Annotated in this window: 14 protein-coding genes; 13 read left to right on the forward strand and 1 reads right to left on the reverse strand. The window is 47.2% G+C overall.

What is annotated here, in order from left to right; translation table 11 throughout:
• The first annotated feature begins 163 nt into the window (after positions 1-163).
• Positions 164-1,822 (forward strand): LPXTG cell wall anchor domain-containing protein, encoded by a 1,659-nt coding sequence (locus J2S36_RS01285; RefSeq protein ID WP_309954751.1) that lies wholly within the window; start codon positions 164-166, stop codon positions 1,820-1,822.
• 206 nt (positions 1,823-2,028) lie between these two features.
• Here the strand turns inward: J2S36_RS01285 and J2S36_RS01290 are convergent, their stop codons facing one another.
• A complete protein-coding gene (locus tag J2S36_RS01290) occupies positions 2,029-3,396 on the reverse strand; it encodes an L-serine ammonia-lyase (protein WP_309954754.1) in 1,368 nt (455 codons plus the stop codon).
• A gap of 191 nt (positions 3,397-3,587) precedes the next feature.
• Here J2S36_RS01290 and thrS point away from each other — a divergent pair, with 191 nt between their 5' ends.
• The 12 genes from thrS (at position 3,588) to J2S36_RS01350 (ending at position 17,361) form a co-directional block, all read left to right on the forward strand.
• On the forward strand, positions 3,588-5,630 hold the full coding sequence (gene thrS, locus J2S36_RS01295) for a threonine--tRNA ligase (RefSeq protein WP_309954756.1): 2,043 nt from the start codon (positions 3,588-3,590) through the stop codon (positions 5,628-5,630).
• Between the two features lie 144 nt (positions 5,631-5,774).
• Positions 5,775-6,404 carry a phosphatidylinositol phosphate synthase gene (gene pgsA, locus J2S36_RS01300; RefSeq protein WP_309954757.1) on the forward strand — a complete coding sequence of 210 codons (630 nt, stop codon included), beginning with the start codon at positions 5,775-5,777 and terminating at the stop codon, positions 6,402-6,404.
• Positions 6,405-6,496: 92 nt separating this feature from the next.
• The gene (locus J2S36_RS01305) at positions 6,497-7,084 is read left to right on the forward strand and encodes an NUDIX hydrolase (protein ID WP_309954759.1); all 588 of its coding nucleotides are present in this window, start codon (positions 6,497-6,499) and stop codon (positions 7,082-7,084) included.
• A 198-nt stretch (positions 7,085-7,282) separates the two neighbouring features.
• Entirely contained in the window at positions 7,283-8,041 is a 759-nt protein-coding gene (locus J2S36_RS01310; RefSeq protein ID WP_309954761.1) for a YebC/PmpR family DNA-binding transcriptional regulator, read from the forward strand.
• Positions 8,042-8,284: 243 nt separating this feature from the next.
• The gene (ruvC, locus tag J2S36_RS01315; protein ID WP_309954763.1) at positions 8,285-8,917 is read left to right on the forward strand and encodes a crossover junction endodeoxyribonuclease RuvC; all 633 of its coding nucleotides are present in this window, start codon (positions 8,285-8,287) and stop codon (positions 8,915-8,917) included.
• A gap of 117 nt (positions 8,918-9,034) precedes the next feature.
• Positions 9,035-9,658, forward strand: a complete 624-nt coding sequence (ruvA, locus tag J2S36_RS01320; RefSeq protein ID WP_309954766.1) for a Holliday junction branch migration protein RuvA — start codon at positions 9,035-9,037, stop codon at positions 9,656-9,658.
• Positions 9,659-9,660: 2 nt separating this feature from the next.
• The gene (gene ruvB, locus J2S36_RS01325; RefSeq protein ID WP_309954768.1) at positions 9,661-10,686 is read left to right on the forward strand and encodes a Holliday junction branch migration DNA helicase RuvB; all 1,026 of its coding nucleotides are present in this window, start codon (positions 9,661-9,663) and stop codon (positions 10,684-10,686) included.
• Between the two features lie 159 nt (positions 10,687-10,845).
• Positions 10,846-11,265 (forward strand): preprotein translocase subunit YajC, encoded by a 420-nt coding sequence (locus J2S36_RS01330; protein ID WP_309954770.1) that lies wholly within the window; start codon positions 10,846-10,848, stop codon positions 11,263-11,265.
• 71 nt (positions 11,266-11,336) lie between these two features.
• A complete protein-coding gene (gene secD, locus J2S36_RS01335; RefSeq protein ID WP_309954771.1) occupies positions 11,337-13,223 on the forward strand; it encodes a protein translocase subunit SecD in 1,887 nt (628 codons plus the stop codon).
• Positions 13,223-14,344 (forward strand): protein translocase subunit SecF, encoded by a 1,122-nt coding sequence (secF, locus tag J2S36_RS01340; RefSeq protein WP_309954773.1) that lies wholly within the window; start codon positions 13,223-13,225, stop codon positions 14,342-14,344. The genes secD and secF overlap by 1 nt, the downstream gene beginning before the upstream one ends.
• Positions 14,341-14,889: an adenine phosphoribosyltransferase gene (locus tag J2S36_RS01345; protein ID WP_309954775.1), complete on the forward strand. Its 549-nt coding sequence runs from the start codon at positions 14,341-14,343 to the stop codon at positions 14,887-14,889. Before secF ends, J2S36_RS01345 begins: the two co-directional genes overlap by 4 nt.
• A gap of 258 nt (positions 14,890-15,147) precedes the next feature.
• A complete protein-coding gene (locus J2S36_RS01350) occupies positions 15,148-17,361 on the forward strand; it encodes a RelA/SpoT family protein (RefSeq protein WP_309957429.1) in 2,214 nt (737 codons plus the stop codon).
• The last annotated feature ends 30 nt before the right edge of the window (positions 17,362-17,391 follow it).

Here is a 17,391-nt window from a genome sequence, read left to right on the forward strand (position 1 = left end):
ATGTCATATGTTTCGGGAGAATTCAGATCTTGAAAAATGCGGGGGGGGGCAATAGAGTGGAAATCGCGTGCTCTATGCGTATACACACCAGAGATTTAATTCGCGTATTTTCGGTGTGCTGATGTGCCTGTGCGTGAAACTGAAATAAAACGGAGGAGTTTTCATGTTTGGTAAAAATGATGGGAAGGATGCGTATCGAGCGCGTCATAAGGTTGAGGTTTCCCCGAAATATTCATCATTCGGGGTGAAGTCCGCAATGGTGGGTAGCTTATTTGCGCTTGGCGTTCCGACGGCTAATGCTTCAATACTTTCGATTGGATCTGAAAATCCTGATTTGAAATTGAGCCCGTTGGTTTACAATGATGCAACTAGTATTGATTTGCTTGGTGATTACACTCCCGATCATGCTGAGGCGACGGATATTGATTTTATTGGGAATGAGACTCCTGGGCGTAGTGAGTTAGTCGCTAATGATGCTACCGATATTTATAATCTTGATTCTGAGACTCCGGGTCGGGATTATTTGGTAAATAATGACGCTACCAATATCGAAAATATTGGTTCGGAAACCCCAGAACGTTTAGAAATGGCTGATACTACAGCTAATAATGTTGAAAATATTGGTGCTACCGCACCAGTTCGTGGTGCTAATCTTGGTAACCACCGAGAAGCAAGATCCATTGCCGAATTAGATGCAACACCATATGAGACAGTGGCATGGAACGAGACTCTATCAGCAGCAGAAGATGAAGAAATCTGGGGCAGCTTCCACACCAGTAGCGGCGGTAAGTTGGATGTGACCGTCACGGATAAACCAGCTGCTGGTGACGCTACGCTCATTGGTGCGATTGATAGCTATACTCCCGATCATGCTGAGGCGACGGATATTGATTTTATTGGGAATGAGACTCCTGGGCGTAGTGAGTTAGTCGCTAATGATGCTACCGATATTTATAATCTTGATTCTGAGACTCCGGGTCGGGATTATTTGGTAAATAATGACGCTACCAATATCGAAAATATTGGTTCGGAAACCCCAGAACGTTTAGAAATGGCTGATACTACAGCTAATAATGTTGAAAATATTGGTGCTACCGCACCAGTTCGTGGTGCTAATCTTGGTAACCACCGAGAAGCAAGATCCATTGCCGAATTAGATGCAACACCATATGAGACAGTGGCATGGAACGAGACTCTATCAGCAGCAGAAGATGAAGAAATCTGGGGCAGCTTCCACACCGGTAGCGGCGGTAAGTTGGATGTGACCGTCACGGATAAACCAGCTGCTGGTGACGCTACTGTACTTCCAAAGGATGCGGCAGGTTCATCGCTTACCGGCGCACTCGAATATCCGAAACTTACTGGTTTATCTGATTTCGGTACCCCAGTAAACGAAGCTGATACCAAAGATCGTCTCGGTCTACCGGCAACACTTCCGGCAACGGAGAACGGTTCTGAATTTAGAGGCGCACTCGAATATCCGAAGCTTGCTGGTTACAGTGCAATCGGTACGAATGTGAATGAAGCAGACACTAAGGATCAGCCAGGCACAGCCGCTGTACTTCCAAAGAGCGCCGCAGGTGCTACATTCGCTGGTAAACTAGAATATCCGGAGATTGCGGGTGTGAAAGATTTCGGTCTTTCAGCATCTGGTGCTGATGCAAAGAACAAGCCAAATACGCCAGTGCTCGATAGCACGGCTGCAGCTGCGGAATTGCCACAAACTGGTGCGGATCAGCGGGGCGGTTTGCTCGGGGCAGCAGCTCTCGTTCTCGCTGGTGTTGCCTCGATTTTCGGATCACGCAAGCGCCGTCAAGACTAATATCTCGTAAATCATTTTTGAAATGGCTAAATGGCTGGGAATATCTTTGCAATATTCCCAGCCATTTTTCACCTTGCAAGCACAGACACCGGATACAAATTACGGAGTACCCGCGATTTTTGCAGCCGTAGCTTCCCGTTGTGTATCAAAAAAATCCGACGGCAATGAAAGCGCTGAAATCACATATCCCTTAACTTTGATTCTGATTAGCAAATAGTGACATTCACAGCAAGCCCACCAAGTGAGGTTTCCTTATATTTTGACTGCATATCAAGCCCAGTATCACGCATCGTCTTGATTACCGAATCAAGCGAAACGATATGCGAACCGTCGCCACGAAGCGCAGTCCGTGCTGCAGCAATTGCTTTGATTGACGCGATCGCGTTGCGTTCAATACATGGCACTTGCACCAAACCGCCAACAGGATCACAAGTTAAACCAAGATTGTGTTCCATCCCGATTTCTGCAGCATTTTCCACTTGTGCGGGCGATCCTCCGAGCACCGCAGCCATTGCACCAGCTGCCATTGAGCAAGCTGAACCGACTTCGCCCTGGCAACCCACTTCTGCTCCTGAAATTGAGGCTGTGGTCTTAAAAATTATGCCAATTGCACCGGCAGTAAGTAAAAATGTGACGATATCTTCTTCGTGTGTGCCGTCTACAAACTTTGTGTAATAACGCAACACGGCTGGAATAATTCCCGCAGCTCCATTGGTCGGAGCCGTCACCACACGCCCACCGGCAGCGTTTTCTTCATTCACTGCAAGTGCATAAAGCGTAACCCAGTCCATTCCGGCAAGTGGGTCTGCACTCATTTTTTCATTGCAGAGTTTGCGGTATAAGCCAGGAGAACGGCGTAAAACGCGGAGTGAACCAGGAAGCATCCCTTCGGTTTTGATCCCGTTCTCGATGCTTTCATTCATTACATTCCAGATTTGGAGCAAACCGTTGCGGATCTCTTCCTCGCTGCGCCAGGACTTTTCATTTTCAAGCGCTACTTTCGCAATCGAAAAGCCAGTTTCTTTGCAGATTGAAAGTAAATCTGCTGCATTGCGATACGGATAGGGAACTAGTGTGTCATCTTCTGCAATCGATTCGGCGCCGGATGCATCGCCAGATACTACAAACCCGCCACCTACCGAATAATAGTAGTGCTCTTGAATTAGGTTACCGGCAGCGTCAAAGGCTTGCAGACGCATTCCATTGGGATGGGCAGGAAGTTCGATTTGACCGGCAAATTCGATATCTTCACAAGGATAGAAGAAAATTTCGTGTTGCCCTAAGAGCTTAAGCTGATTGCTCAGGTTTACTTCCGCAACTATTGGCATTGTGCAGCGCGGATCGGTGGTTTCCGGAATTTCTCCCATGAGTCCGAGAATCACCGCAAAATCTGTACCGTGGCCTTTCCCGGTAGATCCTAATGATCCGTATAATACACATTTAATCTTTGTTGTTACTGAGAGTTTTGCCCCTAGTGACTGTGCAAATTTATACGCTGCGCGCATTGGCCCTACCGTGTGTGATGATGATGGACCAATCCCAACTGAAAATAAATCAAATACGCTTAATGCCATGGATTTAGGATATCTCAGGAATAATATTTTCCTCCTGTTGATGTAAAAGTTCGGAAAGTGCTCTTAGCCTCGTTCGCGGGTGAGTCGGAATTTTACATATGTTCATTGCAGGTTTTAACGGTAGGCTAGGGGTGTAAGCAAAGTGCACGTGGCCCCGGTATCGTTGCGTGCCAGATGTTAGGCGTCCTTGTATGACGGCTGACCCGATAATGGAGGTTGAGTTGAAACTCAATATTGATGGCGAAATTGTAGAACTCGTCGAAGATTTGAATGGTATTGATTATTTTGCAAAGCGACGGGAGATCGTGGCTTTGCGGGTGAATGGGCAATTACGAGACTTAGCGACAGTACTTACGTCTCTCCCTGAGGGAAGTCAAGTAGCGACAGTCACGATTGATAGTGAAGATGGTCTGAATATTTTGCGTCATTCAACAACGCATGTGCTCGCGCAGGCAGTGCAGAATAAGTTTCCGGAAGTGAATCTGGGAATTGGTCCTTTCATTACCGACGGTTTTTACTATGATTTCGGCAATATTGACGCTGTTACTCCAGATTTGTTGAAAGAACTTGAAAAAGACATGAAGCGCATCGTGAAGGAAGGGCAGCGGTTTGTACGCCGTGAGATTTCTGATGCTGATGCGCGTGATGAGCTTGCTGCGCAGCCCTATAAACTTGAGCTGATTGATTTGAAGGGTGGCTCAGATGCAGAGAGCAATCAGGCGGCTGACGGTGCAGCAATCGAGGTCGGCGGCGAACAGCTAACAATGTACGATAACGTAAATCGCAAGGGGGAAGTGGTTTGGACTGATCTTTGCCGCGGTCCGCACTTGCCGAATACGAAGCTGATTGGAAATGGTTTTGCCCTCACTCGTGCCTCTGCTGCATATTGGCGCGGAGATCAGGCAAATGATTCCTTGCAGCGGGTTTACGGTACTGCTTGGCCAACTAAAGACGAACTCACGGCATATCAGCAGCGGATTGCAGAGGCTGAGCGGCGTGATCATCGCAAACTTGGTACTGAGCTGGACTTGTTCTCTTTCCCTGATGAAATCGGTTCGGGATTAGCAGTATTCCATCCAAAGGGTGGAATCGTGCGAATGGAAATGGAAAATTATTCGCGTCACAAGCATATTGAAGGCGGATATTCCTTTGTGAATACTCCGCATATTACGAAGTCGAATCTCTTTGAAGTTTCCGGGCATTTAAGTTTTTATGCTGAAGGAATGTATCCGCCGATGCATTTAGATGAAGAAAAGGATGCCGAGGGGAATATTACAAAGCAAGGCGCTGATTATTATCTCAAGCCGATGAATTGCCCGATGCATAACTTGATTTTCCGTTCGCGCGGGCGTTCATACCGCGAGCTGCCGTTGCGGCTTTTTGAATTTGGCACTGTTTATCGCAATGAGAAATCGGGTGTGATTCATGGGCTCACCCGTGCACGCGGATTCACTCAGGATGATGCACATATTTACTGTACTCGGGAACAGATGAAAGATGAGCTTTCACGTTTGCTGCAGTTTGTGCTGGATTTGCTGAAAGATTATGGGCTCGATGATTTCTATCTGGAGCTTTCCACAAAGGATCCGAAGAAGTTTGTGGGCGCCGACGATATTTGGGATGAAGCTACTCAAACTTTGGAAGAGGTAGCACAAGAATCTGGGCTGGAGCTTATCCCAGATCCGGAAGGTGCTGCATTCTATGGGCCAAAGATTTCGGTTCAGGCACGTGATGCGCTTGGGCGCACTTGGCAGATGAGCACGATCCAGTTAGATTTCAATTTGCCGGAGCGTTTCGAGCTCGAATACACGGCTGCTGACGGCTCACGTCAGCGTCCTGTGATGATTCACCGCGCACTTTTCGGTTCAATTGAACGTTTCTTTGGGGTATTGACTGAACATTATGCGGGTGCATTCCCAGCATGGCTGGCACCGGTGCAGGTGCGCTGCGTGCCGGTAGCTGATGCGTTCGCTGAATATCTTGACGGCGTAGCTGCGAAGCTTCGCGAACGCGGTGTGCGTGTAGAAGTTGATAAATCCGGCGACCGCTTCCCGAAGAAGATCCGCAATGCTTCGAAAGAAAAAATTCCGTTTACACTGATTGCTGGCGGTGAAGATGCGGAAGCAAATGCGGTATCTTTCCGGATGCGCGATGGTTCGCAAGATAACGGGGTACCAGTAGATGAAGCAATTGAGCGGATCGTAGAGCAGATTCGCCGTCACACGAATCAGTGATCATCGGCGGCTGGACCAGCAGCTTAGATCATTGGGAATAAACCAAGTGAAATGAAAGCAGATGCCGTCATCGGTCAAATACTTTTGCTTTGAAAAGTAACAGTTGCTGACGGCATCTGCGTATTGCAGACGAGTGAGGAAATAGTGCTGAGCAAAACCGGGCGTCCTTTTGCGCAAAAATTTTTCGGTCCTTTTGCGAAACTTTTTGTGAAAGCTGGAATCTCAGCCAATGTCGTCACTGTAGTTGGCACAGTATTGAGCTGTACGATTGTACTCACGCTGATTCCGAGGAATCAGCTAATCGCTGGTTCACTGTTAACTACTGTGGCGATTCTTTTTGATAGTCTTGACGGGCAGATTGCGCGCCTTACTGGAACTACCTCTGAATGGGGTGCCTTCCTTGATTCCACGCTTGACCGGATCGCTGACGCAGCAGTGTTTGTGTCAGTTATTCTGTGGGGTTATTTTTGGGCTGCGCATCCGGAGCGTGAATGGGTAATGCTGGGGGCGCTAATGGCTTTGGTTTTTGGTTCAGTTGTGCCTTATGCCCGGGCGCGGGCGGAAGCAATTGGGAAAACTGCAGCAGTTGGGATCGCCGAACGTACAGATCGGCTGGTTTTTGTTGGTGTTTGTGCGCTGCTTGTCGGATTAGGGGCAAGTGTTTGGGTGCTTGTAGCCGGATTATGGCTGCTGGCTTTCGCTGCGCTAGTGACAGTAATCCAGCGAATGTATGTTGTATTTCAGCAGTGCAATCAGGCGCAGCATAATCCGTAAATCCGAAGTGGAGCGAAAATTAGCGGCTGTACTTTGCTTTTACGTTTTCACGGGCGAATTATATTTACAGCAGATTTTAGGGGTGAGTTGTATTGGAAAAAGCGGAAAATAAAAATGAAACACTTTCGTTAGTAGAAGAAAACTTAAAACGGGAGTGGCCGCTGGATGCCGATGGTTTTCCGCACCGAAAAGCAGCGCGGATAGTTTTGATTAATTCTCTTGGGCAAGCCTATTTGATTCAGGGGCACGACTATTTTGATCTCTCGCACTGCTGGTGGTTTACCGTCGGCGGTGGTTTGGAGCCGGAGGAAGATCTTCGCGACGGGGCATTGCGGGAACTTTTTGAAGAAACTGGTTTGCGTGTGGAAGCCGAGCGGTTAGCAGGTCCAGTGCTTTCGCGAAAAGCTACTTTCCATTTCGCTCGTGAAATCCGCAAACAAGACGAATTATTTTTCATTTTGCGGGTAAGCGAAGCGGAACAGGAAGTAATCGATTCCGGCAAAGGGCGTGCGCTGACGGCTCTTGAAAAGCAGGTTCATGATCGCGAGGGGTGGTTTAGCGCAGCAGAATTGGTGCAGTTAAGCCAGGCAGGAGAGAAAGTGTACCCGACAGGTTTTGCACAGATGCTTGAATCATGGGTTATTAGCTGGGATGGAGTAATGCGCGAAATAACAGAATAAATAGCGCACTTGTGCGATTGCTTTTGAACGGTGTTAAGCTCATTATCGCAACACATGACCTTGAACTTGCGAATGCGTGTGATTATATTTTCGAGTTAAAACATCAAAAATAAAACAAGATTACAGCGGGAGTTTCGCTCAACTTGCGCTTCAGGGTAGAATGAGCGCGGTAATGATATCAATGCGTTAGGAGATCTAGTGTCCGGGCATTCTAAGTGGGCAACAACTAAGCATAAGAAAGCAGCAATTGATGCCAAGCGCGGCAAGCTGTTTGCACGTCTGATTAAAAATATTGAAGTCGCTGCACGTACAGGCGGTCCTGATCCTGCTGGTAATCCAACGCTGTTTGACGCTGTACAAAAGGCAAAGAAAAACTCTGTGCCAAACGACAATATTGATCGCGCACTCAAACGTGCAGCCGGTGAAGGATCAGATGCCGTCGTATATGAAGATATTATGTATGAAGGATATGCTTCAGGCGGCGTCGCGGTACTAATTGAATGTTTGACCGATAACCGCAACCGTGCAGCTTCGGAAGTGCGCGTGGCACTTACCCGCAACGGCGGTACGCTTGCTGATCCTGGATCCGTTTCCTACCTTTTCAACCGGAAAGGCGTAGTTGAAGTTCCAAAATCCGACGGGATTGACGAAGATACCATTCTGATGGCAGTACTTGATGCGGGTGCGGAAGAAGTTACCGACGAAGGCGATGTCTACGAAGTTACTTGTGAACCAAATGATGTAGTGGCAGTACGCAGTGCGCTGATGGATGAAGGCATTGATTACAATTCTGCTGAAGTGCAATTTGTGCCGTCAATGAAAGTAAGCGTGGATAAAGAAGGAGCGCAAAAAGTATTAAAGGTACTTGATGCACTCGATGATCTTGACGATATTCAAAACGTCTACTCGAATGTAGACATTCCAGATGCGGTGATGGCTGAGCTAGAAGCCGAATAAGTTAACCGCGTAAGCTGATAAATATATTCGTGGTAGTTCTACCTCGCATACGAAATTAGCTTGCAGTACTTCAAAAGATGCGGCTCGCTTTAGAATTGATAACTATGGCGAGTCGCATCTTTTAGATTCAAATCAATCTGCTTGAATCAGAGTGATGAATTTTGAACTGGCAATTTAATTACGAATATTGCAGAGATTTTTGCAACTATGTAATGCGATGTTTGCAGATAGTGAAGGATACAAATGCGGATTCTTGGCATTGATCCAGGGCTGACCAGGTGTGGTTTGGGTACCATTGATTTTGTAGGTGCCAGGAGAGTTTCTTTCGTTGACGTCGATGTCGCCAGGTCAAATCCAGCAATGCTGCCTGAAAAACGCCTCCTCTTGATTCACAATAAGCTTGCAGAAACAATACGTTTATTACGTCCAGATGTGATTGCGATCGAGCGCGTTTTTGCTCAAGAAAATGTGCGTTCCGTGGTGAGTACTGCACAAGTAGTGGGAATTTCGATGCTTTGCGCTGCGCAGCACGGTATTCCAGTACAAATGCACAGTCCCTCAGAAGTAAAAGCTGCCGTAAGTGGGAACGGACGCGCGAGTAAAGCGCAAGTACAGTTAATGGTGAAACAAATTCTTGGATTGAAAGAAATTGTGCGTCCAAAGGATGCTGCGGACGCGCTTGCAATCGCAATTTGTCATGCTTGGCGGGGAAATTTGGCTGTGAATACGAATGCAACCAGAGCACAACATGGGGGAGCTGGTACATTACCGCGGGCTGAAGGTGTTGATTTGACTGCAGCACAAAAACTATGGGCACAAGCTGAGCGCCTGCAAGCTCGTCACGGAGCAGTTGCGCCAGAAAAATTTCGCAAGTGAAATCTGCAGCGGGAATATTATGTTGATGCTTTTTCCCCGTTCGATGAATTATCTAATTTTAGGATATGCTTTATTTATTGAAACATTTGTTCGATTTGAGATCTGGAGGTGTGTACAGTGATTTCCTCTCTCTCTGGAGAAGTTCTTGAAGTTCACCCCGGTAGTGCGGTGATCGAAGTTGGAGGTATGGGTTTTCATTTTTTCGCTACTGCAAATACGCTTTCACATCTGCACATTGGAGAGTCTGCTCGTGTTCTAACTGCGCTGATAGTCCGTGAGGATGCGCTGATTTTATTTGGTTTTGCCGATGCTGATGAGCGAGATGTATTCAATACTTTACTTGGCGTGAGTGGTATCGGAGCAAAGACGGCGCTCGCTGCTCTCGCTGTATTGAGTCCCGATGATTTGCGGGGTGCGTTAATGGCAAAAGATGAGAAAATAATTTGCAAAGTTCCAGGCATTGGTCCAAAAGTAGCGAAACGCATTATTCTCGAAATCGGTGACAAGCTTGGTGCTCCCGTAAGTTCCAGTGCAATTGTTGGTACGGATAAATCCGGAGTGGAAGGCACGGAACAAAGCAAGCCGATGCTGCAATCTGACGTGCTTGCGGCATTGGTGAATCTTGGTTGGCACGAACGTGCGGCGCAAGCTGCGGTAGCAGAAGCAGTTTTAGAATTGCCGAGCGGCGATGTGCCGCAGGTTTTACGCCTTGCATTACAAATTTTGGGAAGTAGGAGATAGCGGTGCATTCTGATTGGGGCATCACGCAATCTGATGCAAGCGATACTGAACGTGCGCAAGAAGCTGCCTTAAGGCCAAAACAATTAGTTGAGTTCGTGGGGCAAAAAGTTGTGCAAAATCAGCTTTCGCTGGTTCTAGAAGCAGCGAAAGCGCGGCAAAAAGCGCCAGATCATGTGCTTCTTTCCGGGCCGCCAGGGCTTGGGAAAACCACACTGGCGATGATTATTGCAGCTGAAGTAAATGGTGCTCTGCGGCTGACATCCGGACCTGCAATTCAGCATCCAGGCGATTTGGCTGCGGTACTTTCCTCACTGCAGGAAGGCGATGTCTTATTCATTGATGAAATTCATCGGCTGGCACGTACCGCGGAAGAAATGCTTTATCTTGCGATGGAAGATTTTCGCGTTGACGTGATGGTTGGTAAAGGGCCTGGGGCTACTTCGATTCCGCTTCCGTTACCGCCTTTTACGGTAGTTGGGGCAACTACACGTGCGGGCCTGCTCCCAGCTCCGTTACGTGATCGTTTTGGTTTTACTGCACATTTGGATTATTACTCACATGAAGAATTAGCATTGATCGTAGAACGAAATGCAATCAAACTGGGAGTAGTACTGAGGGCGGATGCTGCAATGGAAATTGCGTCGCGATCGCGTGGCACACCGCGGATCGCGAATCGGCTCCTGCGACGGGTGCAGGATTGGGCGCAAGTGCGCGGTACAGGAGAGCTTGATCTGCAAGCAGCAAAATCTGCTTTAGAAGTTTTTGAAGTTGATAAACTCGGGCTTGATCGACTTGACCGCAGTGTGCTTGAAGCTGTATGTAAGCGTTTTAATGGAGGGCCTGTTGGTTTGACGACACTTGCAGTGTCAGTTGGTGAAGAGCCGGAAACTGTAGAAACCGTTTCAGAACCATTCTTAGTTCGTGAAGGATTTTTAGTACGTACTCCACGTGGACGGATGGCAACGGCTCTGGCATGGCAGCATCTCGGGCTGATTCCGCCGAGTGAATCCGGCACACTCTTTGCTTAAATCGGACTGCAAATTTCAGAATTGAGTGGTACTATCCACAGCTCTGATTTTTCTTTTCGAGTTCGCGCCAAAAAGCGGTAGAGTTTGTGTTAGTTCTGACCTTTTTAGCTCATATATCGATACGGTATGAGAGTTTACTAATAAACGGGAGAAAACAGTATGGATCCATTAATGATTGCCCCCTTTGTAATAGTGATTGGCCTTATTTGGCTGATGTCCTCGGGTGCGAAGAAAGCGCAACAAAAGCAGCTAGAGCACCGCAAAGCAGCAATTGTATTGGGTAATAATGTGGTTACTACTTCAGGCTTTTTCGGGCGAATCGTCGATATCGATGGTGACGCAGTAACACTTGAATCACCTGCTGGTGATGAAACGGTTTGGCTTGCCACTTCAATCATGGCGCAAATGGATATTCCATTTGCAGATTTGTCGGAAGCAGATTTGCTGCTGGAAGAAGCAGAAGCAGATTCAGAAGCAGAAACCGAAGTCGAAACTGCTGCTGAATCCTTCGGAAACCAGCGCGTACTCACTACTGCAGAAACTCCTTCAGATGCCGATCAAAATAATGAATCGCGCTAAGTTTTGTAGATGCAGAATATATAAATAGATTATTTGTAAATATCAATAAATAACGAGAGAAAAGATTTCCCTTGGCACAAACAAATGGGGTAGATGCTCAGTCATCACCGTTGAAGAGACTGATTGTGCTTTTTGTGCTCGTTGCCGTCTTAATCGGTGGCCTTGTATACGGAAGCATTGTTCAGAAAGAAACTAAATTTACTCCGTCCCTCGCTCTTGATCTTGAGGGGGGAACGCAGCTGATTTTAACACCGGTAACTACCGATGGTTCGGAAATCACACAGGAAGATGTAAATCAGGCAATCGAAATTATCCGGCAGCGAGTTGACGCCTCAGGCGTTGCAGAAGCTGAAATTACTGCGCAAGGCGGTTCAAATATCGTAGTTGGGCTACCTGGCGAGCCTTCCAAAGAAACCCTAGATTTGGTGCGTACTTCTGCGGTACTGCGCCTGCGTACAGTGATCGGTGCACTTGCCCCAAATGCACTCGATAGTGCTGCGATCGCAGCGATGAAAGCACAAGCTGCTGGGCAAGCTGCTCCCGAGGCAAAAGATGCACCTAAGCTGAGCGATGCACAGATCGATGCAGAGCTGATGAAACTCGCTGATAAAGACGGCGACGGTAAGCTATCTGATCAACCAGCTACAAAACCTGCTGATTCATCAGATGAAGCATGGATCACCGAACAAATGCTCTATGATGCATACAAACTCCAATGTGGCACTCAAGATGCCCAATTGAAGGGAACTGCCGATAATCCAGATACTGGTGTAGTTGCTTGTGACACCACTGGTCAAGTGAAATATTTGCTCGGTCCAGCAGAAATCCAGGGTACTAATCTGACCCAAGCATCTTCTAATCTCGCCGTCGATCAGCAAGGCAATCCGAGCGGTGGCTGGGCAGTATCAATGAGTTTTGATCAGGCTGGGGCAGATAAATTTGGCGAGATCACTGGGCGCATCTACAATCTTCCAGCTCCGAAAAATCAATTTGCGATCGTATTGGATGGGCGGGTGATCTCTGCACCAGTACCGCATGGCGCGATTGTTGGCGGGCAAGCACAAATCACTGGCAATTTTACAGCTGACGAAGCCGCAACTTTAGCAAACCAACTTTCCTTCGGATCCTTACCATTAAACTTTGAAGTACAGTCAGAGGAACAAATCTCGGCAACCCTTGGTATTTCACAACTTGAAGCTGGTTTGATTGCTGGTTTGATCGGTTTGCTGCTGATTGTGGCATACATGGTTTGGCAGTATCACGCACTCGGATGGATTGCTGTGCTTTCAATCTTGCTTTCTACTGGGCTGTCATACTTTGTGATTTGTCTGCTTTCATGGACGATGGGATATCGCCTCTCAATGGCTGGCGTACTCGGTATGATCATCTCCGTTGGCGTGACGGCAGATTCTTTCATTGTTTATTTTGAACGCATTCGTGATGAAATCCGTGACGGACGTGCGATCCGTGGTGCAATCACTCATGGTTGGCAACGTGCAAAGCGCACGATCATTATCTCTGACTGTGTAAACCTTTTGGCTTCAATTGTGCTCTACATCCTCACGGTTGGCTCAGTACGCGGCTTTGCATTCACACTTGGGATTACCACCGTTCTCGATTTGATCGTAGTAATGATGTTTACCTACCCATTAATGGAGCTTCTTGGACGAAGCAAGTTCTTTGGTCACGGAATGCCATATTCTGGTTTGAATGAAGCGAAATTGCGGAAGACGCCGCGTTATCGAGGGCGCGGAAGCAAATCATTGCAGCATGATGTGCATCCAAACGAAAACGTAGGCGTGGATCCGAAGGTGCAAGAAGATTCAGAATCGTCGGTATTAGAAGCAAATGCGTCAAGTAGCAATACTACTTTTTCGCTGGCACAGCAGCGTGCTGCCGAACGTCGCGCAAAGAAGAATCTTGCTGCTACTGAAATAGTTGAAGGGAGTGATGAGTAATGTCGATGTATTCTTTTGGCAATAGTCTCTACTCTGGACGTCGCTCATTTAACGTTATTGGCAAGCGAAATATCTGGTTTGGAATCGCGATTGTAGCAATTGTGATCTCGCTGCTATCTTTCGCGATAAAAAGTCCAAATCTTGGGATCGAATTCCGGGGCGGTTCGCAGTTCACTGTCTCGGGGGCTGCTTCACTATCCCATGATGTTGCATATCAAGTAATTAAAGAAGTCGGAAAAGATGATGCACCACGCGTATCTACCGTTGGCACAAACGGTGTACGAGTGCAGACGGTACAGCTTGATGATCAGCAAACGCAGCAAGTAAAAGATGCTTTGGCGAAAGCATATGCGGTACCTGTAAATGAAGTAACTTCCACATATATCGGCCCATCTTGGGGGCAAGATATTCTCAGTAAAGCAATTCGGGCAATGATCGTTTTCATGGTGCTGGTATCAATCGTGATGATTGGATACTTCCGCTCCTGGACTATTGCCGTCGGAGCGATTGGAGCTTTGCTCCACGATTTCGTGGTCACACTCGGCGTTTACTGGATCCTTGGTCTTGAAATCACCCCAGCAACGATTATTGGGATTCTGACGATTTTGGGTTATTCACTTTACGACACAGTTGTTGTGTTTGATAAAGTTCGCGAAAATACGCAAAAACTGCGTGCGCAATCTGCATACACATTTGCAGAATCTGCAAATCTGGCGATCAACCAAACTTTGATTCGATCCTTAAATACGTCACTGACGGGTCTTCTGCCAGTAATTTCAGTACTCTTTATTGGCGTAGGTTTCCTGGGTGCAGATACGCTGCGTGATCTTGCGCTAGTGATGTTTGTGGGAATGATCCTTTCCACATTATCGTCTATTTTCTTAGCTGCTCCGCTTGCCGTAGCCTTGGGGATGCGGAACAAAGATATTCGCTCGCACACTGAGATGGTTGAGCAAATGCGCAAAAATGCAGTTGAAATTGCATCCAATAATGTGGATGCGCAAACCCGTAATAAGATGGAATCCGATATGCTTGCAAATGCAGGAATTGAGGAGCGTGTAGCCGGCGGGCATCTTGGTCAGCGTTCGCAACCAAAGCGAAAGAAGAGGAATAAGAAATGAGCGAAACAGCTATCTTTCCCCAGGAAGTAGTGGATTTAGTTGAAAGTCATGTGCGGAAAGTGCAAGATTTTCCTGCTCCTGGCGTGCTATTCCGAGATATTACTCCATTAATTGCGGATGCAGAAGCATTTGGCGCATTGATTAAAATTTTAGCTGAACGCTATCGCGGCAAAGTTGATGCTGTTGCCGGTCTGGAATCTCGCGGATTCATTTTAGGGGCGCCACTTGCATTGGAACTCGGCGTGGGCATGCTTACGGTACGTAAAGCTGGCCGGCTACCTGGACCAGTTGTCGGGATCGATTATGATCTTGAATATGGCTCAGCACGAATGGAATTACAACCTTTTACCGTCAAAGATGGCGCACGCGTTTTGATCATTGACGATGTTTTAGCAACCGGTGGTACGGCTGGTGCGGCAATCAACTTAATTGAACAAGCCGGCGGAAAAGCAGCTGGAATTTGTGTGCTGCTTGAACTCAAAGATCTTGACGGGCGCAATCGTCTTGGTGAACGAGTACCGATTGAATCAGTGCTTGCATATTAAATTCTGAATCTCCGGAAATATTACGGTACCGCAAGCGGGAACGGTTTGTGGGCGGTTAGTTCAAAATGAACTAGCCGCCCACTTCTTTGTTTATTTCAGGGAAATCTATCTGTCTTGATTTTAAGATTTCATTGTGTGCTGCTGTGGCAAAATGCTTTCAGGCCTTATACTTTCTACATGGAAGCAAATCATTTTGACGCTCATACTGACACCCGTGCAACAAAGTATCCGTGGTTGGCAGCAGAATCACCAGTACAAATGCCTTCTCTGCTCGCACCAGTTATTGCAGCAATTGGAAATCGTCCCTTGAATATTGCTCGAATTGTGCAAGCTTATCGGGTCGCATATAAGCAGCATGATGGGCAAAAGCGGCGTTCAGGTGAGCCATATATTACACATCCAGTAGCCGTCTGTACGATTCTGGCAGAGCTGGGGATGGATGAAGATACACTTGTAGCAGCGTTGCTTCACGATACTGTCGAAGATACGAACTATACGCTCAAAGAGCTGACAAAAGAATTCGGTCCGACTGTAGCTTTGCTCGTTGACGGTGTAACTAAACTTGATAAAGTCGAATTTGGAGACGCAGCGCAGGCTGAGACAGTGCGAAAAATGGTTGTCGCAATGGCCAAAGATATTCGCGTACTTTTGATCAAACTGGGGGATCGGCTGCATAATGCACGCACGTGGAAATATGTGCCGTCTACTTCTGCGCAAAATAAAGCACGTGAAACTCTTGAGATCTATGCACCACTTGCACATCGGCTAGGCATGAATTCGATCAAATGGGAACTCGAAGATCTCTCATTCTCTACACTTTATCCAGCTGTATATTCAGAAATTGAAAGAATGGTGAAAGAGCGCAATCCAGAGCGCGAAGCATATATCGAGAAAATCACGCAGCAATTAAATCAGGAACTTCAGCACGCACATGTTGAATACAAGATTTCAGGCCGTCCAAAACACTATTATTCGATTTATCAGAAGATGATCCTGCGTGGCCGCGATTTTGAAGATATTTATGATTTGATCGGTGTACGGGTGTTAGTAAACGAAGTACAGGATTGTTACACTACATTAGGCATTGTTAATTCTGTATTTACACCGGTGCAAGGGCGCATCAAAGATTACATCGCAAGTCCGAAATTCAATTTTTATCAGTCGATTCATACTACTGTGCTCGGTCCGGGAAATCGCACGGTTGAAGTCCAGATCCGGACCTTTGAAATGCATCGCCGCGCTGAATTTGGTGTAGCTGCACATTGGCGGTATAAAGAAAATCCGAATAAGACGAGTGGGCAAGCACCGCAAACCGATCAAGATTCACAACTCGAATGGCTCCGGCAACTCGTAGATTGGCAACGCGAAACTGCTGATCCCGCAGAATTCCTTGATTCACTCCGGTATGAAATGTCGGGATCACAGGTGTATGTGTTCACGCCAGCTGGTGAAGTGATGGAGCTGGCAATGGGAGCGACTGCAGTAGATTTTGCTTATGCGGTACATACTGAAGTTGGGCATCGAACTGTTGGCGCGAAAGTCAACGACCGGCTGGTCACGCTTGATCACCGGCTTGAATCTGGCGATTCAGTGGAAATCATTACTGCGAAATCTGACGATGCCGGCCCATCACAAGGATGGCTGGACTTTGTAGTAACACCCCGGGCACGCGCGAAAATCAAAGCTTGGTTTACAAAAAACCGACGCGATGAAGCACTTGAAATTGGGAAGGAAAAGCTCGCGAAAACATTACGTCGCAAGAACGAACCAGTGCAACGTTTGATGACGCATGAAACTTTACGAGCAGTTGCCGAAGATTTGAATCGGCGAGACGTCTCCGATTTATATATCGCAATTGGCGAAGGCGCAATTTCTCCTGAGAATGTGGTTAATCATTTAATTCAAAGCCAGGGGGGACGGCAAGGAGCAGAAGAGACACTCGCAGAAGCCCTCACCCCTACACGCATTGCACATCGCCGGGTAGGAGCAGTCTCTTCGGCAGTGGTAGTCTCAAGTATTGAGGACACTGACGTATTAGTGAAATTGGCAAAATGCTGTACACCAGTACCTCCAGATCAAATTGTGGGTTTTGTGACACGTGGAAAGGGTATTTCTGTCCATCGTGCTGATTGCCCAAATGTTGAGCAGTTGCGCAATGAACCAGAACGGTTTCTCGATATTGCTTGGGATAGCCAGGCTGATGGTGTGTTCTTAGTACAGGTGCAAATTGAGGCACTTGATCGCCGCGGGCTGCTTGCTGATATCACTCGGGTGCTATCTGAACATGATGTAAATATGCTGAGCGGTTATATCAATACCTCCAGTGAGCGAGTTGCTCGATCTAATTTCACGTTTGAAATGGCTGATCCACGGCATTTACGGCAGGTACTTAAAGAGTTAAAGAAGATTGAAGGCGTATACGATGCATATCGTGTCACGAATTCCCGGAAGGAATCCGCACGGCGAGTATAAACTGTTTGCAGTAAATCACGCACTGGAAAA

The organism is Arcanobacterium hippocoleae (assembly GCF_031456295.1).
In the GTDB taxonomy this organism is placed as follows: Bacteria; Actinomycetota; Actinomycetes; order Actinomycetales; family Actinomycetaceae; genus Arcanobacterium_A; species Arcanobacterium_A hippocoleae.

Excerpts from the sequence above, each read along its gene's own strand:
- J2S36_RS01285 (WP_309954751.1), top strand. The coding sequence starts at position 164 with ATGTTTGGTAAAAATGATGGGAAGGATGCGTATCGAGCGCGTCATAAG.
- J2S36_RS01290 (WP_309954754.1), bottom strand. The coding sequence starts at position 3,396 with ATGGCATTAAGCGTATTTGATTTATTTTCAGTTGGGATTGGTCCATCA.
- thrS (WP_309954756.1), top strand. The coding sequence starts at position 3,588 with ATGACGGCTGACCCGATAATGGAGGTTGAGTTGAAACTCAATATTGAT.
- ruvC (WP_309954763.1), top strand. The coding sequence starts at position 8,285 with ATGCGGATTCTTGGCATTGATCCAGGGCTGACCAGGTGTGGTTTGGGT.
- J2S36_RS01330 (WP_309954770.1), top strand. The coding sequence starts at position 10,846 with ATGGATCCATTAATGATTGCCCCCTTTGTAATAGTGATTGGCCTTATT.
- secF (WP_309954773.1), top strand. The coding sequence starts at position 13,223 with ATGTCGATGTATTCTTTTGGCAATAGTCTCTACTCTGGACGTCGCTCA.
- J2S36_RS01345 (WP_309954775.1), top strand. The coding sequence starts at position 14,341 with ATGAGCGAAACAGCTATCTTTCCCCAGGAAGTAGTGGATTTAGTTGAA.
- J2S36_RS01350 (WP_309957429.1), top strand. The coding sequence starts at position 15,148 with ATGCCTTCTCTGCTCGCACCAGTTATTGCAGCAATTGGAAATCGTCCC.